This window comes from Synergistaceae bacterium (assembly GCA_017450125.1).
GTDB lineage: Bacteria > Synergistota > Synergistia > Synergistales > Aminobacteriaceae > JAFUXM01.
The window spans coordinates 1-25,994 of sequence record JAFSWZ010000040.1 but is presented as its reverse complement, the minus strand read 5'-3'; the positions used below and the strand labels follow the sequence as shown (position 1 = coordinate 25,994).

Here is a 25,994-nt window from a genome sequence, read left to right as displayed (position 1 = left end):
CAGTGAAGAAGGTTATTGTGGTGCTGGTGCTGTTGTCGCTGGCACTTCCTGCGCACGCAATCGACATCGCGAAGCAGGGTGTATTCTCTTCGGGCGGGACGGTAACAGAGCCGCTTCCGGGAGAGTTCAACGTTGCGGAAAACTGGCTTGACTTCACCCGCGCAGGAAACACAGCGCATGTTGATCACGCAAACGTTTTCTATCAGATTCCTGCAGGGGAAACCAAGACCCCGATAGTATACCTTCACGGTTACGGGCAGACAAGAACAGGCTGGCAGAGTACGCCGGACGGACGCGAGGGCTGGAGCGACATCTTCTTGAAGAAAGGAAGAGCAGCGTTCCTCGTTGACCAGCCCAGACGCGGTGCGGCAGGCTCTACCGTCAGAATCGTGAACAACGAGCAGGATACCCGCGCGAACGGAACAGAGTACAATCCGGGAGATCAGGCATGGTACACACACTTCCGCATCGGTCGCGGAACACCGAACCGCTACGAAGGAAGTCAGTTCCCTGCAGGAGAAGAAGCGTTAAATCAGTTCCTGCGCCAGATGACACCTAACACGGGAAATTATGACGTAGTAGTTTTCGGTTCGGCTTTGAGCGCAGTGCTGTCTGACGTTCGCAGGATGACCGGCAAGAAGGCAGTCTACATCACACACTCTCAGGGAGGACGCGTCGGCTGGCAGACAGACACGGAGAACATGGCGGCAATTGTAGCAATAGAGCCGGGCTTCGCTCCTGAAGTCGGAAGCGAGACCTACAAGAAGTTTGTTGCGGCGAAAGTCCCGATGGTCTTCTACTTCGGCGACTACATCGATAACGGCCCGGAGGACATCAAGAGTACTGCATTCTGGAAGAGCGTACTTGACCAGTGCCGGGATTTCGCGAAGCATTACAATGAAGACGGCGGAGATGCTACAGTCATATATCTTCCTGATGAAGGAATAACGGGCAACAGTCATTTCATGTTCCAAGAGCTGAACAATAAGGAAATAGCAGACCACATAGAGAAGTGGCTAGAATCAAGGGGGTTGTAAATCATGATACGCAAAATTTTAGCAGGTTTGTTTGTTGTGCTGGTGCTTGCCGGCTGTGCGGGAGCAGAGATTCAGGCCGGGCCGGGCATCGCAGTTGTCGACGTTGAAGGCGGAAAACTTCAGGGCTACATCCGCAACGGTATCTACACCTATCACGGAGTCCCTTACGCTCAGGCAGAACGCTTCATGCCCCCGACGAAAGTTCCCGCGTGGGAAGGCATCCGTCTCGCCCTGACCTACGGCACAATGTCCCCGCAGGACACCTCGCGTGAAGGAGACATCTTCCCGCCTCATTACTTCTGGCCGCACTGGGAACCCCGCATCCTCGCACAGAGCTTCAGCTGCCAGAACCTCAACATCTGGACACCCGCCCTCGACGACGCGAAACGTCCCGTAATGGTCTGGCTTCACGGCGGCGGACACATGATGGGAGCAGCTACGGTTGAGGACGTGTACGACGGCGAGAACCTCTCCCGCAAAGGTGATGTCGTCGTTGTCTCTGTGAACCACAGGCTGAACCTTGAAGGCTTCCTGAACCTCTCAGCTTACGGCGAAAAGTACAAGGATTCATTTAACCAGAGCACGCGCGACATCATCGCGGCTCTCGAATGGATACGCGACAACATCGCAAATTTCGGCGGAGACCCCGCGAATGTTACCCTCTTCGGACAGTCAGGAGGAGCAGCAAAGATTATCACCCTCATGGGAACGCCGTCAGCTAAGGGGCTGTTCCACAAGGCAATTCTCGAGAGCGGTGCAACTGAGAACTCAGGCATGACCTTAACGCCAGCAGACACGAGCCGTTACGTTACGGAACTCACGCTGAAGAATCTCGGCATTGCTCCTGAAGAGGTCGACAAGATTATTGATGTGCCTTATGCGGAGTTAGCCGCCGCATCGAACAAGGCATTAGCTCAGGTCGCGGAGGAGAAGAACATCATCAATGCACTCGGCCGCAGGTCGCTCATGTGGTGTCCTGTGGTTGACGGTGAATTTATCCCCGAGAACCCCGCCGAGACTAAGTTCACTGACCTCGCGAAGGATATTCCCCTCATCGTAGGCTCATGCCTCAATGAATGGGTGTCAATGCCGCTTCTTGCTGACATGGCGAACACTCAGAGCGACAACAAGAACTTCTGGGACGACGCGAAAGTCGGCGAGATGCTCATGGCGAAATACGGCGACAAGTCCGACGCAATCGTTAATGCGTTCCTTAAGGCTTACCCCTACAAGACGAAGGCTGATGCTCTGTACGTCGACTCGTGGCTCCGCACCCGCGCAAAGAAAATCGCGGCACTCAAGGCAGACCAACAGGGCGCGCCGGTCTTCACGTACGTATTCACGTGGGAGACCCCGATAATGGGCGGTTACGCTCTGGCCTATCACTGCTCAGAACTGCCCTTCGTGTTCAACAACGTTGCTTTGTCGGAAATGGCGACGGGCGGCGGAGAGAGGGCACAGGCACTCGCTGACAAGATGAGCCAGGCATGGATAGACTTTGCGCGCACCGGCAATCCCGGCTGGGAAGCGTACACCCGCGAGAACGGAGCAACAATGCTCTTCGACGACAAGCCTATAGTTACGCATCATCATGACGACGTGCTGATGAATATTCTCGTGCCGGATTATGTGTACTAAGAATGTTATTGCTGTCCTGCTCCTGCTCGCTGTGGGCGGGACAGCTTCTGCCTTCGGGGCAGTGAACGCGGACACAAAGATAGCTGACGTGATTAACATGTTCCCTGATTACGGGCGGCTACTCTTCCCCGTTAATGACAGATACTATCACGGCGACACTCTCGGGACGCTCGGCCTCACGTGGTACAGCAACATAAAGCCTTCACGCACCGTTGACATCGTGAACTACCTGCTTGGTGAAGTGAACGAGGGGCGGCAGGTCTTCTACCGCATATACCCTGATGATGACCCGAGAGCCAGAAACACCGGGCTGTTCTTCTTCAGGGGGAAAGCGGGCGCGAAGTTCGCGGTCTGCAATGCGGGCGGAGGGTTTGTGTTCGTCGGGGCAATGCATGATAGCTTCCCTCACGCGCTCGAGATTTCTCGGAAGGGCTACAATGCTTTTGCGCTCATCTACCGTCCAGACACAGCATGTGAAGACCTCGCACGTGCTATAGCCTTCATACATGACCACGCAGAAGAACTCGGCGTTGACGTTAAGGGCTATTCGCTCTGGGGAGGAAGCGCGGGTGCAAGGATGGCGGCATGGCTCGGAAGTTACGGCACGGAGTCCTTCGGCGAGAAAGCGTACCCCAGACCTTCAGCCGTGATAATGCAGTACACAGGCCTCAGCGAGGTTACCGGCAGCGAACCGCCGACGTATAACTGTGTGGGAACGGAAGACGGCATAGCTCCCTATCAGGTTATGCAGAGACGCATCAACGCCATCAAGTCCAGCGGCACGGACACGATGATAGAGGTATTTCCGGGACTGTCTCACGGCTTCGGGTTAGGTGAGGGCACAATTGCTGAAGGATGGATCAATAATGCACTGTCATTCTGGCTGAAGCAAAGGTGATAATATTCACGTAGAGGTGATGTATTGATGTCAAACCTTTTCGGAATATCACAGCTCGGTAACTTCCGGGCTTCACTGGATGAACGCTCACAGCAGGGCTTAGCCTCCGCCGTTGAACGCATAATCACTGTGAAGAAGAACGGCGGCCGTGTAATGGTTGTTACTGGTTCAGGGCCGAACATTCACGAGGGAGTAACAACCCTCATTGCGGAGCTTATACGCGCGGGGATAGTTGATGCTGTCTCGACGAGCTCGGCTGTTGTTGCCCACGAAATGGCGGGCTCGCTCGACAGGGTTTACCGTGTTGACGCAGGGGCTCTCGGTATGGACATGGCCAAGATGCCGCGCGGTGATGTGTTCGAGTTCACGTGCCTGACTGATGACGAGATTGCTGCCCTGAAACGTGAAATGCCCCTTGATGATGACCTGCTGGCTCGCGGGGCTGCTCTTCCTCACGTAAACGAGATAATCAAGGCCGCCGGAAACATGGCGTATCCTATGGGCTTGCGGACAGAGAGGCTTGCGCACGAAGTGTTAAGTTTGGCGAGGATGTACGGGCTTCCGTTCGAGACTGTTGCGGGCTGGGGTTGCGATGAACATACGATGCTCGGTGCGGCGGCACGGAGGGGAATACCTGTGCTGGTTACGATTCCCCAGCTTGTGGGCGGCGGTGCTGTCGGAATGTCCATCGGCGACAGTATCCCGGTCTCTGAACGCTCAATGAGAATCTCACGTATGCTGGCCTCGTGCGATGTGATTATTGAGAGTGCAGTAGCGTTGACGCAGGAGATTCACGACGGGCCGTTTGAGTGCTACACGGGGCACGGTATCTGGGCATGGTGGAGCGGTCAGAATACGTACAACCTGCGCGAGAAGTCGTTAATCCGCATTGACCTTGACGAGAATTTACGGCGTGCTGTCGAGCTCAACCAGACTGTACAGGAGGCAATCGACAAGGGACTGCCCAAGACGAAGGCGGCCAAGATTCCCTTCAGGATGGAGATGAGTGCATTTGCGCGCCATGAAGGCAGCATCCCCATCGTCGGGGACATCGGGAAAGTCTGGCCGGTTATCGCGCACGATGTTGCTGAAGGGCTGGGAGTGGAGCTGGGGTTCTTGTCGGCCTCGCAGGACACGCCGGAAGGTCAGGAGATGCGCGAATGGATTGTGGAGAACGTCAAGCCCCTCGACCGCGCAACGATGCTTGACTGCGCAAAGAATTACGCTATTCACTAAAAAATATCCCCTCAGCGTTGAACTGGGGGGATTTGCTGTATTTAGCCTCTGTACACGAGAGGAATCAGGAAGCCTTCAGCTACCTCGTCCGCCATCGCCTTGCCCTCAAGAATCTCGAGCAGCTTCAGCGCAAAGAACGGTGTTACCGCAGGGCCTTTCGCTGTCGTGATGTTGCCGTCCGTCTCCACAATGTGAGTTCCTATGCGTGCGCCCTCAAGATGCTTCTCGAGGCCGGGATAGCAGACCGCAGTCTTACCCGCAAGAACTCCCGCCTTGCCCAGTGCCGCAGGAGCAGCGCATATCGCACCGATGAGCTTGCCTTCAGCGTGGTACTTCTTCACGAGCTCCTGCAAGCCCTCGTGATCCTTGATGTTCAGCGTTCCGCCGGGAAGTATCAGCATGTCGAAACTTTGAGCCTTCACCGCGTCGAACATCGCATCGGCACATACGGGAATCTTGTTCTTGCTGACCACTTCTTGGCCGGACATCAGGGACACTGTCGTTACGACCACGCCCCCGCGACGCAGAATGTCTACCGTCGTGAGTGCCTCTGTCTCCTCGAAACCGTCTATCAGGAAAATTGCCGCTGTCTTCATGAACAGTTCACCTCGTTAATCGGAATGCCTTAATTGTAGCACAGACGCGCCGGTCAACAGTTATTCCTGCTGAGTTGGGGTGATGCCTTCAGCCATGTACTGAGCACCCAAAGGAAGCCACGAAATACAGCGTTCAAGACACCTCATGAAGCTAACCTGCTTGGGGAAAAATATCATGTACCTCACTTGTATTTCCCTGAAGCCCGCCGACTTCAGCAGTTCCCTGCATTCCGAAAGAGCAAGCATAGTAGTCCGTGCTGAGCTCGTCGAGGCTGCTCGTGAAAAGATTAGCCCCTGTCCTGAGCTCTGGTGGAATTTTCCTGAGGGTTGCCCTTGAGGGCGGAAGAAAGGCTTTCATTAACTAGTTGCGAGTAATCCTGTGCAAAGGCATCAAATTCGGTTCGTTGTTCGTTGTTCGTTAAAAATTTTCCCCCAGCCCGTGAGACTGAGGGAAGAATTGCTGAATACCTGTCCCTTACTCCGGCTGAACGTTAATCCCGCGTTCCTCGTCCGTTCCGGGAATGAGCGAGTCGCACAGTGCCGCGCAAAGTCCCGCAACAGCCATCGGTGTCTTCAGCACTGCCCAAGCCATTCCGCCGAGCGTCTGCATGACCTGCGAGCTCTCGGGGTTCATGAAGATTGCCTGATTGGCTTCAACCCAGCCGGGCAGGCCGAGTGCCATCAAGAACGCGAACCCTACAATTAATATATTCCTCTGGCTCGACATGTCAGCCCTCATCAGAACCTGAATACCCATTGCACCGATTGTGCCGAACAGCGCGATGTATGCACCTCCGATTATCGGTGAAGGCATCGTCGCAATGAGTGCACTGAGCTTGCCGATGAAGCTCATGAGGATGAGGATTACCGCTCCCGTGCGGACAACTACCCTTGATGCAACGCCGGTCAGCCCGATAAGTCCGATGTTCTCGGTGTAAGAGGTTGTTCCGACTGAGCCGAACAGTCCCGACAGTGCACAGCACAGGCCTTCCGCGCCGATGCCCCTGCTGATTGTCGCGGTGTCAGGGTCAGCAACTCCCGACGCGTACGACACAGAGTGGTAGTCGCCGATGCTCTCAATCATTGTCGCGAAGAACCCCGCAAGCAGTGCAGTTACCGCCATTACGCTGAACTTCGGAGCTCCCCACGGCATTATGAGCCCCTTCAGGTCCGCGAAGCTCGAGAACCTGAGCCATGAGGCCTCGTTCACTGTGTCAAGGCTCACGTATGCAGGATGTCCGGGCGCGAATACACCGCTCATCGAGAGGCCAAGACATGCGCAGTAAGTCAGGACGATCGCGAGGAGTATGGCGAAGATGTTGATGTACTTGTTCTTGATAACGAGGCTGAACACGAAGATTAACAGCACAACTCCCAGCGAGGCAGGCCAGTACTTGGCCGCGTTGCCGCTGATTGCTGTGTCGTAGAGCGAGAAGCCGATTGCCATGATGACCGGGCCGATGACTACGGGAGTGATGACCTTGCGGATGACTCCTACGATTCTGCTGTAGCCGATGACCGAGAGGATTACTCCTCCGACTATCAGAGCACCGGCCATGTACTGCATTATAGTTTCTGCTCCCTGCGCCTTGTAGAGAGCTACGACGGTCATTACGCTGGGGATAAAAGAAAAGCTCGATCCCTGAACGATTGGTAGTCCTGAACCGAGCTTCTTGCTTGTCTGAATTAATGTCGCTACTCCCATTCCGAAATATACGCAGGAGATTAACGATGCTATTTGCAACGGGGTCATTCCCATTGCGGGACCGAATATGAGGGGAACCAGAGTCGTCGCACCGAAAAGCGTCAACACGTGCTGTGCTCCTGACAGAAGCATTATGAGGAAGGGGGGCTTGTCGTTGATGCCATAAACCATATGTCTGGCCATGATGTACCTCCGTAAACTAGATTTTTATTCCAAGCGGGGGATTTTACGGTGAGAATAACTTTTTGTCAAGTGAGAGCATAAGTTTAACGGCAGGATTCTTTTACGTGTGCATACTGCTATAATACGCGCATCCCAAATTTTTAGTGAGGTGCGTTTTTATGAAGCAGTGTTTTATTCGTTCACTTGCTGTTGTGCTGTTCGTCTCTTTGTTCGCCGGAGCATGTTCCGCCGAACCCGTAAAAACCGCTATCGTTACTTCACCTAATGACGTTCACGACGGCGGCTTCAACGAGAACAACTATAACGGAGTGCTTCAGTTCATCGAGACCAACCCTGACTCGTCCTACACGACAATTCAGGACAAGACCGGCGACCCTGCCTCGTGCGTAAAGACCGTAGAGGACATCGCAGCAGACTATGACGCAATCGTGTGCGTGGGCTTCCAGTTCTCGGGCATCTCCGAACTCGCAGAGGACAACCCTGATGTGAAGTTCCTGCTTGTTGACACTTGGCCGGCAAATTCCGACGGACAGGAAATCGAGGTCAGCAACATCAACGCTATGAAGTTCAAGGAGCAGGAGGGCGGATTCCTCGCAGGTCTCGCGGCGGCACTCTCCACTAAGACGAAGAAGGTTGCTGTCGTGAACGGTATAGCTTTCCCAACGAACGTGAATTACCAGTACGGCTTCATGTCTGGCGTGAATTATGCCAATAAGCATTACGGCACGGACGCGCAGATTGTGGAGCTCGCTTCATACTCAGGGACTGACGTAACCGGCAAGCAGGTCGGCGGAAACTACGTCGGCTCGTTCATCGACCAAGCTAACGGAAAGATAGTCGGACAGGCATTAATCCGTGAGGGCTGTGATGTAATCTTCGTTGCGGCAGGCGGTGCCGGAATGGGAGTGTTCACGGCGGCAAAAGAGGCTAAGGACGTGTACATCATCGGCTGTGATGCTGACCAGTTCGACGACGGCAGGAACGGAGAAGCTAACGTTATCCTGACGAGCTCGCTGAAGGTCATGGACAAGAACGACGCGAGAGTGTTAAGGGATGTTGCGGCGGGGAACTTCAAGGGCGGCAACTTCCTGCTTGGTGCGGCAGAGGACTCGATAGACTACGTCAAGGCAGAAGGACGGCATCAGCTCAGCGCGGACGCAATCACGAAACTTGACGCGGCACTTGCACTCATGAAGGCCGGCAAGATTCTTCCTGCTTCCTTCTACTCCGGCACAATGCCCGACAGCTTCGAGGGACTTGACGCGGAATGAGCGAACCCATCGTAGAGTTCCGGCACATAACGAAACGTTTTCCCGGCATCGTCGCGAATGATGATGTCTCGCTCACAATCAACAAGGGCGAGATTTTCGCGGTGCTCGGCGAGAACGGTGCGGGCAAATCCACGCTGGTGAGTATGCTGTTCGGAATGTATGAGCCTGACGAAGGGGAGATATATATTCGCGGCCGTCGTGAGCGGATTAACTCCCCGCGTTATGCTACGAAGCTGAGTATCGGCATGGTGCATCAGGAGTTCCGCCTTGTGTCGAACTACACCGTTACCGAAAACATAATACTTGGCCAAGAGCCCCGGAGCAAGTTTCTGGGGCTTTTCCCTTGTGTAGACATCAAGAAGGCCAATGCGGACATCGCGGAACTTTCCGAGCGTTACGGCCTCAAGATTAACCCTGAAGACATCATCGAGAACCTCAACGTAGCTTCACGTCAGAGGGTAGAGATTCTGAAGATGCTTTACCGCGAGGCGGAGATACTCATCTTCGACGAGCCTACCGCAGTCCTAACGCCTCAGGAGATAGAGTCGTTCCTAGACATCGTGAGGGGGCTTCGCGACAACGGCAAAACTATCATTCTCATCACCCACAAGCTCAACGAGATCAAGGCAGTCGCGGACAGGTGCGCAATCCTGAATCACGGCAAGTTAGCGGCAATCCTCGACGTGCCTTCAACCTCAACCGACGAGATGGCACGGCTCATGGTTGGACGCGAAATCTCCTTCACTACGGAGAAGAAGCCCGCATCGTTTGGTGATGCTGTGCTGAGTGTTTCGGGAATGAGCGTGAAGAGCATAACGGGCTATGAGGCAGTGAAGAACGTCAGCTTCGAGATTCATTCGGGCGAGGTGTTTGCGGTTGCTGGAGTCTCCGGGAACGGGCAGAACGAGCTGGCCGACGCAATCGCGGGACTAATGCCCTGCGCAGGAGGAAGCATCACTCTCAACGGACAGGACATTACCCGCGCAGGTGTGAGGGAGCGCATCGAGGCAGGAATAGCGTACATCCCTGAGGACAGGCACAACGTCGGGTTAGTGCTGGACTTCACGCTTCGTGATAACTTCCCGCTTCGCCTGTACTACAGCCCTGAGTTTTCGCGCAAAGGAGTAATCAGCGAGTCGGCCTTCAACGAGCACGGCCAGAAGCTGCTGGAACGTTACGACATCCGAAGCAGTCAGGGCGGAGCAACGATAACCCGTTCAATGTCCGGCGGAAACCAGCAGAAGGCAATCATCGCGCGTGAAGTCGACATGCGGACACCGTTAATCATCTTCATGCAGCCGACACGAGGCCTCGATGCCGGAGCAGTGATGAACATTCACAGGCAGATTGTCGCCGAACGGGACAGAGGAGCGGCGGTGCTGTTAATCTCCCTCGACCTCGACGAGATTATGGACTGCGCGGACACAATCGCCGTAATCTACAACGGAAGCATCAACAAGATAGCTCCCGCGAGTGAATTAACTGTAGATGATATAGGCCTGTACATGATGGGGGTGCGGAAATCATGAGGAAACTTTTTCTGTCCTGCCTCGCAATAGTGATAAGCCTTCTGTTCGGAGCGTTAATACTCTTTATGATGGGCAAAGACCCGGTAGCCGCATACATGAACCTTCTGCAGGGCTCGGGCCTGATGGAGAAGGCGAAGTACGCTGGCCGTCAGAGCATGTTCACGGACTTCATGAGCTTCATTGACGCGATGACACCGATGATTTTTGCGTCCTTGTCGGTTGCGCTGGCACTGAAAGGCGGGTTCTTCAACATCGGAGTGAGCGGGCAGATGATGGCGGCGGGAATAACTGCACACATTCTTGCGGGCTTCATCCCGTCAAGAATCGTTGTGGTGCTTGCGGGATTCTTGGCCGGTGCGTTAATCGGTGCACTCATCGGCTGGCTTCGTTACCGCTTCAACGTCAGCGAGGTGGTCAGCTCGATAATGCTGAACTCTATCTTGATGTACCTGATAACGTTCTACATCAACACGTTCTACATTAATCCTGTATCGCGTCAGAGCAAGTCCATTGTTGACGCGGCACGTCTGACGATTTCGGGCTTCCGATGGGAGAAGCTGAAGGTGGATATTACGCTGGCGTTTCCGCTGGCGATTGTTACGGCTCTTGTGCTACAGTGGGTGCTGAACCGGACGACTTACGGCTACGAGGTCAAAGCTGTGGGCCTCTCACCGAAGGCGGCCTACTACGCGGGGATGAACGTACAGCGTACATCACTGCTCACAATGACGTTCTCGGGAGCACTTGCGGGGCTTGCGGGAGTGTCGTACTTCTGCGGTTACTTGGCCGCGATTCAGCCGGGCGTAACTCCGTCAATGGGCTTTGACGCAATCGCAGTATCACTTCTCGGCGGAAATAACCCCGTCGGATGCGTTCTTGCGTCGTTCCTGATAACGATAATCTCTAAAGGCACGGTGTACATGAGCTCGCGCCAGCACATCGAGCCGGAGATAGCGAGCCTGATAACGGCATTCATTCTGACGTTCGCGGCGTGTTCTGCCGTTCTGGACAGGAAGAGGAGGAAATAACCATGCTGGACATGATAATTATTGACGGGCTGGCGTTCTCACTTCCGCTGTTCATAATGGCGATCGGCGGAATATACAGCGAGAAGAGCGGCATCACCAACCTTGCGCTTGAAGGGTTTCAGGGTTTCGGTGCGTTCACCGGCGCGCTGGCTGTGGTGTGGCTGGCGGGGATATTCGGGCCGAGTTCGCAGGTGCCGTACTACGTGGGGTTTGTGTGCGCAGTAATCGGCGGTGGAATGTTCGCGCTCCTTCACGCGCTGTTGTGCATACGCTTCAAGGCCGACCAGGTCATCAGCGGAGTTGTGATGAACATTCTTGCGATGGCCTTAACGAGCTTCCTGACCAAGAGCATCAACGCTTCACTGTTCGGGAGCACAGCCAACAAGTTCACGCTGGGGGCGAGCACACGCCTGACTGTTCCGGGACTGAGTGATATTCCTGTTGTCGGAGCGGTCTTCAGGGACATCTACCCGTTCGAGATCATCATTGTGGTTGTGGCTGTGGTGATGTGGTACGTGCTCTACAGGACGGTTTACGGAATGCGTCTCCGTGCCTGCGGGGACAATCCGCACTCTGCGGACGCGGCAGGAATTAACGTGTACGCCGTGAGGACTGTTGCGGTGTTCATCTCGGGGTGTCTGTCGGGAATAGCGGGGCTTGCGTTTGCGTATTCAGTGAGTGCGAACTTCTCGCCGGATATTTATCTGGGCTACGGGTATCTGTCTATTGCGGCGTTGATCTTCGGGAACTGGTCGATTCTGCCGTCGCTCGGCGCGTGCTTGATTTTCGGTTTTGCTCGTAGCGGAGGTGCGGCAATCATCAATCAGCTCGGGCTTCCTTCGGGGTACAATGACCTTGTGAGGATTCTGCCGTATGTCTTGACGCTGTTACTGCTGGTGTTATTCAGCAAGCACAACAGGTCGCCGCGTGCTCTTGGCCAAGTGTACGACAAGGGACAGCGTTGAGAATGCTATAATGCCTTCATTCACGCAACAATTCTGTTCAAGAGGGGGAAACATCACATGCCGTTGCACATAGTAACCGAAGCCGAACGCTGCCTGAACTGCAAACGTCCGCTCTGCCAGGAAGGCTGTCCTGTCCACACTCCTATTCCTGAGATAATCCAGCTCTTCAAGCAACACAAGCTCATGGAAGCCGGAGAAAAGCTGTTCGCCAACAACCCGCTGTCCGCAGTCTGCGCGGAAGTCTGCAACCACGCTAAGCAATGCGCCGGCCACTGCATACGCGGCCGAAAAGACAGCCCCGTACACTTCTCCAGCATCGAGAAATACATCTCCGAAATGTACCTTGACCGTATGTTCGTCTCAGTTCCCGTTCACCGCAAGAGCCAGAAAGTCGCCGTCATCGGTGCAGGACCGGCAGGAATCACCGTCGCTGTCCTTCTTGCGCGAGAAGGCTACCCTGTAACAGTCTTCGAGTGGAAGAGCAAAATCGGCGGCGTAATGCAGTACGGCATCCCGGAGTTCAGACTCCCGAAGAGTATGCTTGACCGTTATGAAGCCCGTCTCAACGAGATGGGAATACAGATCCGCCTCAACGCCACAATAGGAAGCATCCTCATGATTGACGACCTCTTCAGGGACGGATACGCATCAATCTTCGTCGGGACAGGCGCGGAACTTCCCCGAACGCTCGGCATCAAGGGAGAAAGTTTCGGGAATGTACATTACGCGATGAACTACCTCGCGAACCCGAAGGCTCACCATCTGGGTGAACGTGTCGCGGTCATCGGCGTGGGCAATGCGGCGATGGATGTTGCCCGCACGGCGCTGCGCAACGGAACGCGCTACGTAACTCTGTACGCGATGGGCAAGGAGATTGCGGCGAGTTCGAGCGAGGTTGCGTACGCTGAGCTTGACGGTGCGGAGATTGTTACGGGAATGCAGGTGCAGGAGATTACGGAGAAAGGGCCTGTGTTCTGCAGGACGATTTACGGCGAGAACGACGAGATTATAGGCCACGAGGACGAGCGCATACAGGTTGAGGCGGACTCTACGATAATATCCATCAGCCAAGTGCCGCGCGGAAAACTTGTGCGCACAACGAGCGGGCTTACTGCGGCGGAGAACGGCCTCCTCATCGTCGACGATAACTACATGACCACGCGTGAGGGAGTCTTTGCGGCGGGAGATGTAGTTACTGGAGCTAAGACGGTTGTTCATGCTGTCGACGGAGCGAAGAAGGCAGCGGCGGCAATGATGGCCTTCATGGAGAGCAATCAATAACACGATGCCCCCGCAGACTTTACGCGGGGGAGTTTTCTTCTAGTGCCTCAGTGAGTTTTGACCTTAGCGCGTCAATCCCCACCCTGTCAATCGTGAACTTGAAGCGTTCGCCGGGCTGTGCGTTTTCGCGGAAGAAACTTATTGCGGCATCACAAACCCTAAGCAGTGCTTCCCTGTCCGTTATGAAGGGTAACAATGCTTCTCCCCTGTTAATCGTGTTCCCGAACAGTCCGCCGAAGTACACGCAATATCCTTCTTGAGCCTCGAACGCTCCGGCCGGGCAAACCCTCGCGCACTTTCCGCAGCTTACGCATTTATCACGGTCAACAATAATCTTCCCGTCAGCGTCCGTGATTGCTCCTCTGCGGCATGACTTCGCGCACTTTCCGCAATGCACGCACCCTTCACCGATCCATTCCGGGCGTATTCCCCCCTTGATGCCGAGATCGTTCTCCTCAGCTTTCAGGCAGTTGTTGGGGCAGCCTGTAACTCCCATCTTGAACTTGTGGGGCAGATCTTGGCCGTAATAACGTTCATGCAGAATACAGGCGATACTCTGAGTGTCGATGCAGGCATTGCCGCAGACAGCGTTACCCTGACAGGCCGTTATCGTGCGGACACGCGGGCCGCTTGCTCCGGGAAACACTCCTCCGCGCGATAATTCTTCCTTCACGGCATCTATGTCATCGTACTCTATATACGGTATCTCGATGCCCTGACGCGATGTCAGGTGTATCCAGCCCCTCCCGTATTTCTTGGATACTTCTGTTATTACGGCTAACTGTTCTGCTGTTACGTGGCCTCCTGTTATTCCCAGCCTCAGCGAGAAATACTCAACCGGCCGCTGGCGCATGAAGCCGCCCTTCTTCAGTGATGCGTAATCTATTGCTGGCATTGTCTTATCCCCTCTCTAAATCATTGCTCCATGTCCTGAGACCGTCTCAAGTTCAGGAGCGTCATCATGTTTCTTCAAGGCCTGCGATGCTTCTATTCCCGACAGAGTCAGAAGCTCTATGCTGTTCACGTACTCCCTGCTGTCGTGCCGTCCAGCTAACGTCTTGAGTAACCTTCCGTCCTTGAAGAACAATACTTGCGGAACTCCGCGAAGCCCGAAGCGCGAGAACAATTCACGTTCCTCAAGGGCATTGACACCCGCAAAAATGAGGTTGTAATTCCTGCTGAGGCCGTCGAGCTTCCCTGATACTTCCTCGCATACAGCACAGCCCGTTTTGTGGAAGAAGATTACTGCAGCCTGTTCGTCGTCGTAAATCAATTCATCAAACTCATCCTGTGTAAGGTCATTCATCACTGAGCCTCCATAATCTGATACACAGCCGCACCCTCGCAGTCGTGCGGAACTCTCACATTGAGCAGTGCCGAGATTGTCGGCGCAAGGTCAACCTGACGGATTACCCTTGAAGTTGTGAAGTTCTGCTTTATCCCCCGCCCGATGCTATGAACACCGGCGTTACTGATGTCCCGAAATATCCCCCTGATGTGCTCAGACCGTCGCCGTGAAGCCTGTTGTACCCTTCCTCAACGGTGAAGAATATATCCCCGCATTCACTGCCCCCGAGTCCAAGTGCTATGCTGTCCCTGTTCCGCAACGCCAGCCCTACAACCCGCTTATGTGTCCGCTTGTCTCTGTAGCTGTAGAGGTCGGAGATAATCTGTTCTTCAAGAGCATATTTCTCTGAAGGCTCAACGATGCCGAATTTGTCCCTGCCCTTAAGGTTTATGTAGATGTAGTTGCTGCGTATCTGGACTGCACGCGTCTTCTCCCAGTCGACAGCGTCAATCTCTTGGCCGTTCGCGTCCTTCTTCAAGACTGTGTAGCCCAGCTCCTTCATGACACCGAGATTCAGCCCGCCGTACTCGCCTATGTCAGGAGGAATGTTCTCGCCGACAATCAGTCCGTGATCCGAGACGATAAAGACAGTCCAGCCTTCATCGAGGAAGTCCAGAAACTCGCCCAGATATTTATCAGTCTGAATGTACACCTGCTCAATGAACGGCTGATAGATTTTCTCGTCGGTGTACTCCCATTCCGGCAGGGTCTTGGCCAAGTGCCAGAACTGATGCCCCGCGCAGTCTACGTTGTGAAGGTGCGTGAAAACTGCCCCGTAATGTTCGGTCTCGATGAGATGCTTGATGCTCTGTGCCTGCCAGCGGTTATAGACTTCCCAAGAGGGCAGGAAGACTTCACGCACAAGGTTCGAGTCTTCGCCGCCGATTAAGCTCACGGGCGGAGGAGAGTCCGGCAGGCGTTCAAGAAGTTCCGGCGGACTCCAGAGGGTATTATTCGTGGTGTCGAGCGCGTTGCTCACCCACAGCCTGAGCTTTGAGCCGTCCTCTGCAAGTTCAAGCAGCTTGTATGACCTGCTGCAGGGCTTGGTGATTCCGTTCTTGCTTGCCTCGTCAATTATTCCGCTCGTCATCTCGCCGACGTGAAGTGTAACGATGGGTTGAAGTGCCTTCTTGTTCTTGTAGATTCTGACCTCCGAATAAGCCCCGCCGTCCTTGAGGATTAATCCCACGCGCCGCTGAGTTCCTCCCGACAGTAACAGCACGAACTCCAGCGCGTCATCACCAGTCTCAACGTTCCAGCGTTCGGCCTTCTTTATGGGACTGCTCACAACGTCATAACCTACCCTCGCGCCTATCATGATTTCCGAGTCCTCGAGACCGTGAACGTATGTGCGTATCTCTCTGCCGCTTCTCGCCTCGTCGCCCCACCATAATTCCATCATCTCATCATCAGAATTGCTGGGTATCAGTGCTTCAACGTTATCGATTATGCACCCGACACCTGCAGGCCTCTCTGCTCTGGGAATGTACTTCAGGCTGTCCGTGTCCTTAGATGCTATGATGACTTTCTCCCAGTCCATCTGCGCGATTCCCATGTTCACCGAGCCGGGCTGTGTGCCGTCAACAACATGAAGGTTCTCACTCGCTGAACTCGGCGGCCAAGACGAACCGGGCCAGTGCCACACGAGAGTCTTAATCCCTGCTTCAGCCGTAACGTTCCAGATCTGCTCGGCTCTGCAGAAACGCTAGTCCATGTTGTACACTACGGCATCAAGGCTGTCGGGGGACTGCCGCCAGTAACACGTTATGCCGTGCGTCGCCGGGTATGCTCCTGTCGCTAAGGTGGTCCAGCACGGAGGGGTGATAGTAGGGAGTGCACCGAGCATGTCGAGATTCTCACGGGCTGAACCGCGCTCAAGAAACTCCTTGATGTTGGGGAGCTTGCCCTCATCAAGAAGCCTCTTCGTCGTGTGCTGATCCATGCCGTCGATACCGAGCACTAAAATTTTTCGTCTGTTCATGTTATCCGGCAAGGCTTGCAATCTTGATGTCCTCTTCGCTCTGAATCATCGTTATGATGCTTTCGCGGACTTCCTTATAGCTTTCGGCGTTGCGGATGTCCCATGCGTTGTATTCCCGTCCGTCGCGTGTCAATGGGTTGGGGTAATCCGCGTGTATTCTTCCGGGCCCGGCCTTCATGATTAACAGCCTGCGTGAGAGCAGCAACGCTTCATCCACGTCGTGTGTGATGAACAGGAAGCACTTTTTCGACCTCTGCCAGATCGAGCGTATGTGCTCCTGCATCTTCTCGCGGGTCAGTGCGTCAAGTGCGCTGAAAGGCTCGTCGAAGAGCACGACTTTCGGATCAGGGGCTAATGTCCGTGCGATAGTTGCCCTCTGCTTCATTCCGCCCGAGAGCTGGTGAGGGTATTTGTCCACTGCGTCCTCAAGCCCGACAAGCTCGAGGTAATGTTCGACGATTTCCCTGCGTTCCGAAGCCGGAAGCCTCTTCAGCCTCAAGCCAAATTCTACGTTCTTGTACACCGTAAGCCACGGAAACAGGTTCTGCTGCTGGAAGACTACTCCGACATCACTTGAAGGCCTCGTGAACTCCTGCCCCCTGAAGATAACCTGCCCCGAACTTGGCCGGACGTAACCCGCCATAATGTTCAGCAGTGAAGTTTTGCCGCACCCGCTCGAACCCAGAAGGCAGATGAAATCTCCGTCGTACGCGTCAAGGTTGATATCCTTGAGTGCCTGAAAATATCCCCTGCCCTGCTTGAAGTTCATATCGACTCCCTGAAGGCTCAGTAAAGGCTCTTCACTGTGTATGCTGCCCGTCTTTATCATGGCTGTTCCTCCTCTTACTCGTATAGTTCCGTCAATATTGCACGGTTGATTATGTCCTGCTCAGGCTTCTTCACCACACTGTGCTGGTCGTACAGAAATTCTCCCGTCGCAAAAAGTACGCTCTGAAGTTCTCCGCCCTCACGGAAATATTCAGGCTGTTCGGATTTGTCCTTGACGATGATTTCATTCATGGCTGTCAACGCGTCCTTAACCGGCAGGCCAAGACCTTTAGCCATGAGACCGGCGGCGGCTTCCTGATTCTCCCTGTATGAATGCACAGCCTCATCAAGAATGTCTATGTACTTCTTCACGATGTCAGGATATACCGCGTAGAACTTCGTGCTCACTATGCCTATCTCTGCTGTAAGGCCGCCGACTTTTGCCGCCTCTGCAGAACTTATCAGCTGCCTTCCGTCTGCCTCTATGAGCTGGGACTTCACGGACTCCCACGTATAAGCTCCGTCGATGTCTCCCCTGTGCCATGCCGCAAAAATATCCGGCGGGGTCATGTCGTAGAGCGTGAAGTCTGAGACCTTGAGGCCGTTAGCCTTGAGGACGTTCAAGAACGCGAAGTGCGAAGTTGTCCCGAAAGGTACGGCGATTTTCTTGCCCTTGAGGTCAGCGATTGATTCGATGCCCGAAGACTTCTTGACTATCAGCCCCTCGCTCTCGCCTATAACATCGTGAAGGTAGAACACCTTGAACGGGTAATTGTTGATGATGCCCATTACTGCCGGAGGAGTGCCTATAGTTGCGAAGTCCAGAGAGCCGGACTGCATGGCCGTCAGAATATCCGTGCCCGACTGAAACTCGAGCCATCGTATCTGTATATCGGGGAACGCCTCAGACAATGCGCCTGTTTCCTTCACCAGAAGCTCGCCGTTCGGGGATTCCCAGTAGCCCATTGTGATCACTTTCGGCTGTGAAGCTGCCTGTGCCTGTCCTGCAATGACAAGAACTAACAGCAACGCTAAAACCTTTACCGCTTTCATAGTTGTACCCTCCTCAAAATTTATGCTGTCTCTCTCTGCCATGGCGTGGCAAGAAGAATAAGACGGCGTAATACAAGGTCGATTAATATTGCGATGAGTCCCATGATGATTATTCCGAAGTAGACGGTCGGATAAAGAATGTACTTGCTCGCGTCAAGCACCATCCAGCCGATGCCCGAAGCCGAAGCTACCATTTCTGCGGCAACCAGCGTCGCATAAGCCACGCCGACGGCCGTGCGAAGCCCCGTGAGAATATCCGGCAGTGCAGACGGGAATATCACCTTGAAAAACAGCGTGAAACTGTCAGCCCCGAGCGAACGTGCTCCGTTGATTCTGTCTCTGGGTATTCTCTGTACACCGAACACCGTCTGAATGAAGATGGGTGCAAACGCGCTCAGGAACAGCAGGGCAATTTTCGACTCGTCCCCTATTCCGAGCCAGAGGACTATCAATGTGTTGTAGGCAAGCGGAGGAAGTGCACGGTAGAACTCTATGAACGGGTCAATTACCGCCAGCACAACCTTGCTCATTCCGCAGACAAGCCCGAGAACTGACGCGGCTATGAATGCCAATGTTACGGCGATAAACAGCCTCTTCATGCTCGCCCCTATGTGGTAGAGCAGAGAATAGCCCTTGTACCCGTCCTCCAGCGTCTGAAGGAAGGCATCTTTTACCGACCCGATTGACGGAATGAATACGGGGTTGAACCAGTTTAAGACGCTCCCCAGCCACCACAGAAACACTAATACGAACACTGAGCCTATAGATATGAGGCCGTATTTGTGCTTCTGAATGAAGATTAATGTTTTGTCCAGCATTAAGATTTTTTCTCCTCTCTGATGTCGAGCCATATCCACAGCCAATACATTACGGCTCCCCACACAAGGAACAGCAGAATTATCACGATGCTCGGGAACTGCGATATGTAATACACTTTATCCGTCCATTTCTCGAAGCCCGGCATATCTGCGTAGTAGTAAGCTCCCGCCCCGAAGTCCAGCGAGTCATCAAGCCCTATGTTGTGAATCATGATGTATATCGTGCACACCACCGACAAGGAGAGCACCAGAGCAGAAATTACTTCTGCCCCGTGCCTGCGTAAACCGTTAATCATTTTCCTAGAGTGCAATGCTGGGGAGCGGGAAGAATTTTCCTGAGAGGAGGAGATACACTGCCGCAAAGGTCAATACGATGTTGAAGAACTGTCCGACGATGTAGAGGGTTAATGCTTTGCCAGAAGCAAGGCTGTCCTTAAGCTCCCTGAAGTTGGTATTGAGGCCGATGCTCGTAAATGCCAGCACAAACGCCCAGTTCTTGTACTGGTCAAGCACCTTGTTGATTGCGCTGACGTTTGCTTTGTCGGCCAGCGGCAGGAACACGAACGATGCGATTATAGATGCCGCGAAGAAACCGAGAATGAATTTCGGCAGGCGCGTCCAGATGTCCGCCGCAGTAACTTCACTCTTCGAACCCTGCTTCCTCTCGACTCTTGTAGCGAAGAACACAGCCACCGCAAACGCGATGAACCCTATCAGTATGTTCTGTATGGACTTCACGAGTACCGCCGAAGTCTAGCCAAGCTGTCCGAGTGCCGTACCCGCAACCGTAACTGCTCCTGTTGAGTCTACAGTCCCGCCGATGAGCGCGCCGCCCATGAGTTCGCCGAGACCGACTGCACGGATGATTACCGGCTCGAACACCATCATTAATATCGTGAAGATTATCGAGATTGAGACCGCCAGCGATAACTCTTCCTTCTTGGCCTTCGATGCGGCTGCTGAGGCTATGGCCGCACTTGTTCCGCAGACGCTCGTGGCTGTGGCTATCGTGATGACGAAAGGCTTGCTGTCAATCTTCAGCACGCTTACTCCGAACCACCACATGAACAGTATCACTATCGGCGTAACTACCCACGCGATACCCAGACCGTAAAGCCCGAAGTTCACGATGTTCGAGAACAGAACCGAGAAGCCCATTATCACGAGTCCTGCCTTGATGTAGTACTCGGTCTGCGCAGCATACTTCAGCCATTCGGGAGTCCCTGTTGTGTTGGCGATTACGAGGCCGACTATCAACGCAAAGAATGCCCACTCAAGATAACGATTGAAGGTGTATTCCGCGCTTATGAGCCTCACAAGAACCGACAGCACGAAGAGTACCGTGAAACCTGCGAGGAACTTTGCGGGATTCTCCTTTTTGAGGGCTGCCCCGAGCGTGAAGAGCACCGCCAGCACTACGTACGTCCGCAGTCATTTCGTGTACAGCCCTGAGGTGAACTGCTCAGATAAACTTTTGCCGTTGCCCCACGTCGAGAAAGTCGCCGCAGAAAAATCGAAAGCTCCCGTCAATACGCTGTATGCTCCAACTGCGATAATGATGAACCCTATCCAGTTAGCTAGGCCGTCTTCTGAGCTCCAAAGACTGCTCAGCTTGAATTTTGTACCAGACAATTTGTATCACTTCGTTCCTGAAAATTTATAGCATACATTTTAGGTGTGAATTAAAATCTGTCTAATACGTGCCACGAATACCAAGCTATAAAGTTTTGCTATTTTTCTGCTCCGAGATAGGCTCTTATCTTCTCGATGTACTGTTCTCCGATCCTGCTAAGTATTGTGTTTTCGCGCGTGATGTAGCCGACTTCCATGATGCTGCTCTCGTCGACAGACTCTGCCTCGAACGGAACAGCAAGGTAATCGTTGCCGTTGAGCTCCGTGCAGATTATCCCGGAACATAACGTGTAACCGTTGAGGCCCTTCATGAGGTTGAGCATGGTTGCGCGGTCGTTGGCCTTGATTGCGCGGGAATATTCGCGGGTGCTGAGTATCTCTTCAGCGTAATAGAATGATGAAGTGTCGCCCTGCTCGAACGACAGGCAGGGGTAGTTCTGGAGCTCCTCGAACTTTATCGATGAGTTTTTTGCGAGCGGATGTCCGGCCCAGAGGTACACATACGCACTACAGGTTATCAGGCGGTGGAACTCTAGGCCTGAAGCACGGAGCAGCTTTGTGATTGCGGACTTGTTGAAGCTGCTCAGGTAAAGTATTCCGATTTCGCTTTTGAGGCTGGCTGTGTCGCTGATAACGTCCCGGGTCATTGTCTCCCTGATGGCAAAATCATAGTTGAGCGTGTCATATTCCTGCACGAGTTCGACGAAGGCTTTGACCGCAAAAGAGTAGTGCTGCGTCGAGACCGCAAATTTCTTCTTGATGGTCTGCGGGCTGCTGAACCTGTCAATGAGTTCCTGATACTGGCTGCAGACCTGACGCGCATAAAGAATGAACTCCGAACCTTCCGGCGTGAGAATTACTCCGCGTCCCGTCCTGTGGAAAATCTTGAAGCCGAACTCACGCTCCAGTTCCTGAATCGAGCTCGTTAATGACGGCTGAGCCACATATAGGATTTCGGAAGCCTTGTTGATTGAACCTGCCTCGCTGATTTTGACTGCGTAGCTGAGCTGCTGAAGTGTGGCCATGAAGATAAACCTCCTGTTACGGTATGATAATTTGCGGAGTATTGTAACATGCCCAAAAAAAATCCCCCAAAATGACAATTGAGTGTCATTTATTAGGGGGATTCCTACGTTACTGCTTTTACTTTCCAGAAACGATTTCCTTTATCTTCATCAGCCTGCTTAACGTCGAGCGATCCTGCTCGTCGAGCTTCATGCTGATGTAGCGTATCGTCTCCACAAGGTTCGGAATCATCACGTATTCCAGCGCGTTGACCCTGCGTCTTGTGCGCTCAATCTCTCCTGCCATGAGCCTGATGGCCTTCTCCTCTGCGGCCAAGTGCAACAGCCTTCCTATGAGACTGCTGAACTGTTCCAGAGCCGCATCAAGCAGAAGAGGTACGTTCACGAAGCCGTAATTCACCGGGCTTCCTTCCTGCTTAACGTCGTATTCAGGAACCATTACGCTCATGACGTTGCGCCACTTCACGGACAGCGTGGACTTCGCGCCCGGAAAGATGAGTGCCTGCTCCAGAATCTCGGGGGTAGTCTGAGCGCGCGAGAGCACAAACGTTCCGTAGCACTCCGCTAACTCCTTCTCGACTTCCTCCCGCAACTCCTTGCCGGCCTTTGCCTTCTCCAAGAACGCCTTGATTAACGCGTCCTGCTTGTCCTTCAGGAGCTTGTGCCCGCGTCTCGCAACCGCAAGCCTCTTCTTCAGACGCGACAGCTCCATACGGTTGGGGTTGACGTTGATGCGTGCCATCGGTCAATCCCTCCCTTACGCGTCGGCCTTCTTGCCCTCAAGCAGCGGCTTTAAGTACTTGTCGATGTATGCGTCGCGGATACGCTTCAGTTCCTTCACAGGAATCATCGTGAGCAGATCCCAGCCCAGCTGTAACGTCTCCTGAATCGTCCTGTTCTCGTACTCGCCCTGACGTACATACTTGTCCTCGAAGACATCCGCGAACTTCGCAAAAGCCTTGTCCTCGTCCGACAGAGCACCTTCGCCGAGAATTACCGCAAGTTCCTTCGCTTCCTTGCCGCGTGCATAGGCCGCGAAAAGCTGGTTCATAAGGTCTGCATGATCCTCGCGGGTCTTGCCCTTGCCGATACCCTTATCCTTCAGACGTGAAAGCGAAGGCATAACGTCAACCGGCGGATAAATTCCCTGACGGTGAAGGCTTCTGCTGAGGATTATCTGTCCCTCAGTGATGTAGCCCGTAAGGTCAGGAATCGGGTGCGTCTTGTCGTCTTCAGGCATCGTGAGAATGGGTATCTGCGTGATTGAACCGCTCTTGCCCTTGAGACGGCCTGCACGTTCGTACATCGTCGCAAGGTCTGTATACAGGTAGCCAGGATAGCCGCGACGGCCGGGAACTTCTTTGCGTGCCGCAGAAATCTCACGCAGAGCCTCGCAGTAGTTCGTGAGGTCGGTAAGAATGACGACAACGTGCATGTTGCATTCAAACGCAAGGTATTCCGCCGCAGTCAGTGCGATACGAGGAGTTGAGATACGCTCAATCGCCGGGTCGTCGGCCAAGTTGATATAGAGCACTGTCCTCTGAAGCGCGCCCGTCCTCCTGAAGTCCTCCATGAAGAACGACGCTTCCTCGAACGTTATACCCATTGCCGCGAACACAACCGCGAAATCTTCATGTCCGCTGATAACCGTTGCCTGACGCGCAATCTGTGCCGCCATACGGTTATGGGGAAGTCCTGACGCTGAGAATATCGGGAGCTTCTGCCCTCTGACCATCGGGTTAAGGCCGTCGATCGTCGAAATTCCCGTCTGAATGAACTCCGAAGGGAAGTCGCGCGAGAACGGATTCATGGGCATACCGTTAATGTCTATGTTCTGCTCGGGGATAAGCGGAGCTCCTCCGTCGATGGGCTCGCCGCGTCCGTTGAAGACTCTTCCGAGCATGTCCTTCGACACGGGAAGCGTCAAGACCTTGCCCAAGAAACGAACCTTCGCGTCCTCGTTCTCTATGCCTGAAGTGCCCTCGAAGACCTGAACAAGTGCCCTGTCCTTCTCTATCTCAAGAACTTTTCCCCTGCGCTTGTCTCCGTTCGCGAGGGTGATTTCTACCAGCTCGTCATAACGCACATCCGCAGTCTTCTCGACCATCATCAGCGGGCCGGAAATGCTTGATATTGTCCTGTACTCTCTAGGCAGCATTGTTATCACCTCCGACAGGTACTATTGCACTAATCTGCTCCTTGATGGTATCCTCGAGCTTGTCGATCTGCCCGATGTCCTTCTCCTCAAGGTAGCGCATTCTTGCAATCTGCTCGCGTACAGGCAGGTTGAACAGCTTGTTCATCGGCGCGCCCTTCCTGAGTGCGTCAAGCCCCGCATGGTGGAAAGCTACGATAGTCTTCAGCATCTTGAACTGCTTGTCCATAGAAGCATAAGTATCTATCTCGTGGAAAGCGTTCTGGTGCAGGAAGTCTTCACGCAGAGACTTGGCCGTCTCCATTACCATACGTTCATCACGCGAAAGGGCATCGATTCCGACGAGCCTCACTATTTCGTTGAGCTGTGATTCCTGCTCGAGAAGGCTCATCGCCTCGACGCGGAGGCTGCTCCACTGGTCGTCGAACTTCTCGTCCCAGTACGGGTCAAGCCTCTCCGTGTAGAGCGAGTAGCTGTTCAGCCAGTTGATTGCGGGGAAGTGCCTCTGATACGCGAGGTTAGCATCAAGTCCCCAGAAGACTTTGGTAACGCGCAACGTGTTCTGCGTAACGGGCTCGGACAAGTCGCCGCCGGGAGGTGAGACTGCCCCGATAACGGTAATGCTTCCTTCGCGGCCGTCCTTGCCGTTGACGATGCAGCGTCCAGCTCTCTCGTAGAAGCTCGCAAGACGTGTGCCCAGATATGCGGGGTAACCTTCTTCGCCGGGCATTTCTTCGAGACGGCCGGACATTTCGCGGAGAGCTTCTGCCCAGCGCGAGGTGCTGTCTGCCATAAGTGCCACAGAGTAGCCCATGTCGCGGTAGTACTCTGCGAGCGTGATTGCTGTGTACACGGAGGCTTCACGTGCGGCGACGGGCATGTTCGACGTGTTCGCAATGAGGGTTGTGCGCTTCATCAGGGGCTGGCCGGTCTGCGGGTCATCGAGTTCCGGGAACTCAAGCAGAACGTCGGTCATCTCGTTTCCGCGTTCGCCGCATCCTACGTAAACCACTATCTGAGCCTGCGCCCACTTCGCGAACTGGTGCTGTATAACAGTCTTCCCTGAACCGAACGGGCCGGGCACGCACGCTGTTCCGCCGAGTGCTACGGGGAAGAACGCATCAACGACTCTCTGTCCCGTCGTCATGGGAACGTTCGGCGCAAGACGTGTCTTCACGGGACGCGGACGGCGGACAGGCCACTTCTGGAGCATCTTCACTTCATGCTTCGTGCCGTTGTCGTCGATTACCGCTATAACGTCCTCGACTGTGTGCTCGCCCTTCTCGATCTTGGCCACTTTGCCCTTCACACCGTAGGGCACCATGATTCTATGTTCGACTACTACGGTCTCCTGAACCGTTCCGAGAATGTCGCCAGCAATGACTTCCTCGCCGACCTTGACCTTCGGGGTGAAGTCCCATTTCTTTTTGCGGTCAATCGCAGGTACGCTGATTCCCCTCGAAATGTAGGGGCTCTTAGCTGCTATCTCGATAAGTTCGAGCGGCCTCTGTATTCCGTCGTAGAACTGCTCAATGATCCCCGGGCCAAGCTCAACGCTCAGAGGTTCTCCCATCGACACTACTGGTTCGCCGGGCATAAGGCCGGATGTTTCCTCGTAGACCTGTATTGATGCCTTGTCGCCGTTTACCTCCAGTATTTCGCCGACGAGTCCGAGTTCGCCGATGTGCACAACGTCCTGCATCGACGCGCCCTCCATCCCGCCAGCTACGACAAGAGAGCCGGAGATCCTCTCTATTACTCCTTTAATTTCTTTCTTCTCAGGCATTTAATATCTCCCGCCTCCTAATTTACCGTTCCGCAAAAATATCCATACCTACGGCCTTTTC

At 54.0% G+C, this 25,994-nt stretch carries 27 protein-coding genes; 9 read left to right on the top strand and 18 right to left on the bottom strand.

Annotation, left to right across the window (positions count from 1 at the left end):
- Positions 1–2: 2 nt before the first annotated feature.
- From IJT02_09580 to IJT02_09565, 4 genes are read left to right on the top strand one after another with little or no spacing between them, the layout of a single operon-like run.
- Positions 3–1,037 (top strand): alpha/beta fold hydrolase, encoded by a 1,035-nt coding sequence (locus tag IJT02_09580; GenBank protein MBQ7545176.1) that lies wholly within the window; start codon positions 3–5, stop codon positions 1,035–1,037.
- A gap of 3 nt (positions 1,038–1,040) precedes the next feature.
- Positions 1,041–2,675, top strand: a complete 1,635-nt coding sequence (locus tag IJT02_09575) for a carboxylesterase/lipase family protein (GenBank protein ID MBQ7545175.1) — start codon at positions 1,041–1,043, stop codon at positions 2,673–2,675.
- Entirely contained in the window at positions 2,665–3,573 is a 909-nt protein-coding gene (locus tag IJT02_09570; protein MBQ7545174.1) for an alpha/beta hydrolase, read from the top strand. Before IJT02_09575 ends, IJT02_09570 begins: the two co-directional genes overlap by 11 nt.
- Before the next feature lie 27 nt (positions 3,574–3,600).
- Entirely contained in the window at positions 3,601–4,809 is a 1,209-nt protein-coding gene (locus IJT02_09565; GenBank protein ID MBQ7545173.1) for a hypothetical protein, read from the top strand.
- Positions 4,810–4,850: 41 nt separating this feature from the next.
- Here the strand turns inward: IJT02_09565 and IJT02_09560 are convergent, their stop codons facing one another.
- The 3 genes from IJT02_09560 to IJT02_09550 form a co-directional block, all read right to left on the bottom strand.
- Positions 4,851–5,405 (bottom strand): DJ-1/PfpI family protein, encoded by a 555-nt coding sequence (locus tag IJT02_09560; protein MBQ7545172.1) that lies wholly within the window; start codon positions 5,403–5,405, stop codon positions 4,851–4,853.
- 60 nt (positions 5,406–5,465) lie between these two features.
- Entirely contained in the window at positions 5,466–5,651 is a 186-nt protein-coding gene (locus IJT02_09555; protein MBQ7545171.1) for a hypothetical protein, read from the bottom strand.
- 229 nt (positions 5,652–5,880) lie between these two features.
- Positions 5,881–7,293, bottom strand: a complete 1,413-nt coding sequence (locus IJT02_09550) for a purine/pyrimidine permease (protein ID MBQ7545170.1) — start codon at positions 7,291–7,293, stop codon at positions 5,881–5,883.
- A 158-nt stretch (positions 7,294–7,451) separates the two neighbouring features.
- Between IJT02_09550 and IJT02_09545 the strand changes: the two genes are divergently transcribed.
- From IJT02_09545 to IJT02_09525, 5 genes are read left to right on the top strand one after another with little or no spacing between them, the layout of a single operon-like run.
- On the top strand, positions 7,452–8,564 hold the full coding sequence (locus tag IJT02_09545; GenBank protein ID MBQ7545169.1) for a BMP family ABC transporter substrate-binding protein: 1,113 nt from the start codon (positions 7,452–7,454) through the stop codon (positions 8,562–8,564).
- The gene (locus IJT02_09540; GenBank protein MBQ7545168.1) at positions 8,561–10,093 is read left to right on the top strand and encodes an ABC transporter ATP-binding protein; all 1,533 of its coding nucleotides are present in this window, start codon (positions 8,561–8,563) and stop codon (positions 10,091–10,093) included. The genes IJT02_09545 and IJT02_09540 overlap by 4 nt, the downstream gene beginning before the upstream one ends.
- On the top strand, positions 10,090–11,121 hold the full coding sequence (locus tag IJT02_09535) for an ABC transporter permease (protein ID MBQ7545167.1): 1,032 nt from the start codon (positions 10,090–10,092) through the stop codon (positions 11,119–11,121). Before IJT02_09540 ends, IJT02_09535 begins: the two co-directional genes overlap by 4 nt.
- Before the next feature lie 2 nt (positions 11,122–11,123).
- Positions 11,124–12,086 (top strand): ABC transporter permease, encoded by a 963-nt coding sequence (locus tag IJT02_09530; GenBank protein MBQ7545166.1) that lies wholly within the window; start codon positions 11,124–11,126, stop codon positions 12,084–12,086.
- Between the two features lie 57 nt (positions 12,087–12,143).
- On the top strand, positions 12,144–13,367 hold the full coding sequence (locus IJT02_09525) for an FAD-dependent oxidoreductase (GenBank protein MBQ7545165.1): 1,224 nt from the start codon (positions 12,144–12,146) through the stop codon (positions 13,365–13,367).
- Positions 13,368–13,386: 19 nt separating this feature from the next.
- Here IJT02_09525 and IJT02_09520 read toward each other — a convergent pair whose 3' ends face one another.
- The 15 genes from IJT02_09520 to IJT02_09450 all read right to left on the bottom strand — a co-directional run bounded on the left by IJT02_09520 (position 13,387) and on the right by IJT02_09450 (position 25,933).
- Positions 13,387–14,262: a 4Fe-4S binding protein gene (locus IJT02_09520; protein MBQ7545164.1), complete on the bottom strand. Its 876-nt coding sequence runs from the start codon at positions 14,260–14,262 to the stop codon at positions 13,387–13,389.
- 15 nt (positions 14,263–14,277) lie between these two features.
- Positions 14,278–14,673: a thioredoxin family protein gene (locus tag IJT02_09515; protein MBQ7545163.1), complete on the bottom strand. Its 396-nt coding sequence runs from the start codon at positions 14,671–14,673 to the stop codon at positions 14,278–14,280.
- A 130-nt stretch (positions 14,674–14,803) separates the two neighbouring features.
- Complete coding sequence (locus IJT02_09510) at positions 14,804–16,360, bottom strand: alkaline phosphatase family protein (GenBank protein MBQ7545162.1); 1,557 nt, start codon at positions 16,358–16,360, stop codon at positions 14,804–14,806.
- Between the two features lie 60 nt (positions 16,361–16,420).
- Entirely contained in the window at positions 16,421–16,696 is a 276-nt protein-coding gene (locus tag IJT02_09505; GenBank protein MBQ7545161.1) for an alkaline phosphatase family protein, read from the bottom strand.
- A 1-nt stretch (position 16,697) separates the two neighbouring features.
- Positions 16,698–17,525: an ABC transporter ATP-binding protein gene (locus IJT02_09500; protein ID MBQ7545160.1), complete on the bottom strand. Its 828-nt coding sequence runs from the start codon at positions 17,523–17,525 to the stop codon at positions 16,698–16,700.
- 14 nt (positions 17,526–17,539) lie between these two features.
- Complete coding sequence (locus IJT02_09495) at positions 17,540–18,517, bottom strand: ABC transporter substrate-binding protein (protein ID MBQ7545159.1); 978 nt, start codon at positions 18,515–18,517, stop codon at positions 17,540–17,542.
- 20 nt (positions 18,518–18,537) lie between these two features.
- Entirely contained in the window at positions 18,538–19,335 is a 798-nt protein-coding gene (locus IJT02_09490; protein MBQ7545158.1) for an ABC transporter permease, read from the bottom strand.
- Positions 19,335–19,631 carry a hypothetical protein gene (locus tag IJT02_09485; protein ID MBQ7545157.1) on the bottom strand — a complete coding sequence of 99 codons (297 nt, stop codon included), beginning with the start codon at positions 19,629–19,631 and terminating at the stop codon, positions 19,335–19,337. The genes IJT02_09490 and IJT02_09485 overlap by 1 nt, the downstream gene beginning before the upstream one ends.
- Positions 19,632–19,635: 4 nt before the next feature.
- Positions 19,636–20,073, bottom strand: coding sequence for a putative sulfate exporter family transporter (locus tag IJT02_09480; GenBank protein MBQ7545156.1), 438 nt, complete (start codon positions 20,071–20,073; stop codon positions 19,636–19,638).
- A 15-nt stretch (positions 20,074–20,088) separates the two neighbouring features.
- Positions 20,089–20,751: a putative sulfate exporter family transporter gene (locus tag IJT02_09475; GenBank protein MBQ7545155.1), complete on the bottom strand. Its 663-nt coding sequence runs from the start codon at positions 20,749–20,751 to the stop codon at positions 20,089–20,091.
- Between the two features lie 15 nt (positions 20,752–20,766).
- Positions 20,767–20,967: a hypothetical protein gene (locus tag IJT02_09470; protein MBQ7545154.1), complete on the bottom strand. Its 201-nt coding sequence runs from the start codon at positions 20,965–20,967 to the stop codon at positions 20,767–20,769.
- 98 nt (positions 20,968–21,065) lie between these two features.
- The gene (locus tag IJT02_09465) at positions 21,066–21,992 is read right to left on the bottom strand and encodes a LysR family transcriptional regulator (protein MBQ7545153.1); all 927 of its coding nucleotides are present in this window, start codon (positions 21,990–21,992) and stop codon (positions 21,066–21,068) included.
- 118 nt (positions 21,993–22,110) lie between these two features.
- Complete coding sequence (locus IJT02_09460) at positions 22,111–22,734, bottom strand: V-type ATP synthase subunit D (protein MBQ7545152.1); 624 nt, start codon at positions 22,732–22,734, stop codon at positions 22,111–22,113.
- A 15-nt stretch (positions 22,735–22,749) separates the two neighbouring features.
- Positions 22,750–24,150, bottom strand: a complete 1,401-nt coding sequence (locus IJT02_09455; protein ID MBQ7545151.1) for a V-type ATP synthase subunit B — start codon at positions 24,148–24,150, stop codon at positions 22,750–22,752.
- A complete protein-coding gene (locus IJT02_09450; protein ID MBQ7545150.1) occupies positions 24,140–25,933 on the bottom strand; it encodes a V-type ATP synthase subunit A in 1,794 nt (597 codons plus the stop codon). Before IJT02_09450 ends, IJT02_09455 begins: the two co-directional genes overlap by 11 nt.
- Positions 25,934–25,994: the final 61 nt, after the last annotated feature.

Bases quoted from the DNA above. Each gene is read 5' to 3' on its own strand.
- IJT02_09460 (MBQ7545152.1), bottom strand. From the start codon at position 22,734: ATGGCACGCATCAACGTCAACCCCAACCGTATGGAGCTGTCGCGTCTG.
- IJT02_09515 (MBQ7545163.1), bottom strand. From the start codon at position 14,673: ATGAATGACCTTACACAGGATGAGTTTGATGAATTGATTTACGACGAC.
- IJT02_09520 (MBQ7545164.1), bottom strand. From the start codon at position 14,262: ATGCCAGCAATAGATTACGCATCACTGAAGAAGGGCGGCTTCATGCGC.
- IJT02_09450 (MBQ7545150.1), bottom strand. From the start codon at position 25,933: ATGCCTGAGAAGAAAGAAATTAAAGGAGTAATAGAGAGGATCTCCGGC.
- IJT02_09495 (MBQ7545159.1), bottom strand. From the start codon at position 18,517: ATGAAAGCGGTAAAGGTTTTAGCGTTGCTGTTAGTTCTTGTCATTGCA.
- IJT02_09565 (MBQ7545173.1), top strand. From the start codon at position 3,601: ATGTCAAACCTTTTCGGAATATCACAGCTCGGTAACTTCCGGGCTTCA.
- IJT02_09455 (MBQ7545151.1), bottom strand. From the start codon at position 24,150: ATGCTGCCTAGAGAGTACAGGACAATATCAAGCATTTCCGGCCCGCTG.
- IJT02_09465 (MBQ7545153.1), bottom strand. From the start codon at position 21,992: ATGGCCACACTTCAGCAGCTCAGCTACGCAGTCAAAATCAGCGAGGCA.
- IJT02_09485 (MBQ7545157.1), bottom strand. From the start codon at position 19,631: ATGATTAACGGTTTACGCAGGCACGGGGCAGAAGTAATTTCTGCTCTG.
- IJT02_09545 (MBQ7545169.1), top strand. From the start codon at position 7,452: ATGAAGCAGTGTTTTATTCGTTCACTTGCTGTTGTGCTGTTCGTCTCT.
- IJT02_09530 (MBQ7545166.1), top strand. From the start codon at position 11,124: ATGCTGGACATGATAATTATTGACGGGCTGGCGTTCTCACTTCCGCTG.
- IJT02_09555 (MBQ7545171.1), bottom strand. From the start codon at position 5,651: ATGCTTGCTCTTTCGGAATGCAGGGAACTGCTGAAGTCGGCGGGCTTC.
- IJT02_09570 (MBQ7545174.1), top strand. From the start codon at position 2,665: ATGTGTACTAAGAATGTTATTGCTGTCCTGCTCCTGCTCGCTGTGGGC.
- IJT02_09490 (MBQ7545158.1), bottom strand. From the start codon at position 19,335: ATGCTGGACAAAACATTAATCTTCATTCAGAAGCACAAATACGGCCTC.
- IJT02_09535 (MBQ7545167.1), top strand. From the start codon at position 10,090: ATGAGGAAACTTTTTCTGTCCTGCCTCGCAATAGTGATAAGCCTTCTG.
- IJT02_09550 (MBQ7545170.1), bottom strand. From the start codon at position 7,293: ATGGCCAGACATATGGTTTATGGCATCAACGACAAGCCCCCCTTCCTC.
- IJT02_09575 (MBQ7545175.1), top strand. From the start codon at position 1,041: ATGATACGCAAAATTTTAGCAGGTTTGTTTGTTGTGCTGGTGCTTGCC.
- IJT02_09505 (MBQ7545161.1), bottom strand. From the start codon at position 16,696: ATGAACAGACGAAAAATTTTAGTGCTCGGTATCGACGGCATGGATCAG.
- IJT02_09500 (MBQ7545160.1), bottom strand. From the start codon at position 17,525: ATGATAAAGACGGGCAGCATACACAGTGAAGAGCCTTTACTGAGCCTT.
- IJT02_09560 (MBQ7545172.1), bottom strand. From the start codon at position 5,405: ATGAAGACAGCGGCAATTTTCCTGATAGACGGTTTCGAGGAGACAGAG.
- IJT02_09525 (MBQ7545165.1), top strand. From the start codon at position 12,144: ATGCCGTTGCACATAGTAACCGAAGCCGAACGCTGCCTGAACTGCAAA.
- IJT02_09540 (MBQ7545168.1), top strand. From the start codon at position 8,561: ATGAGCGAACCCATCGTAGAGTTCCGGCACATAACGAAACGTTTTCCC.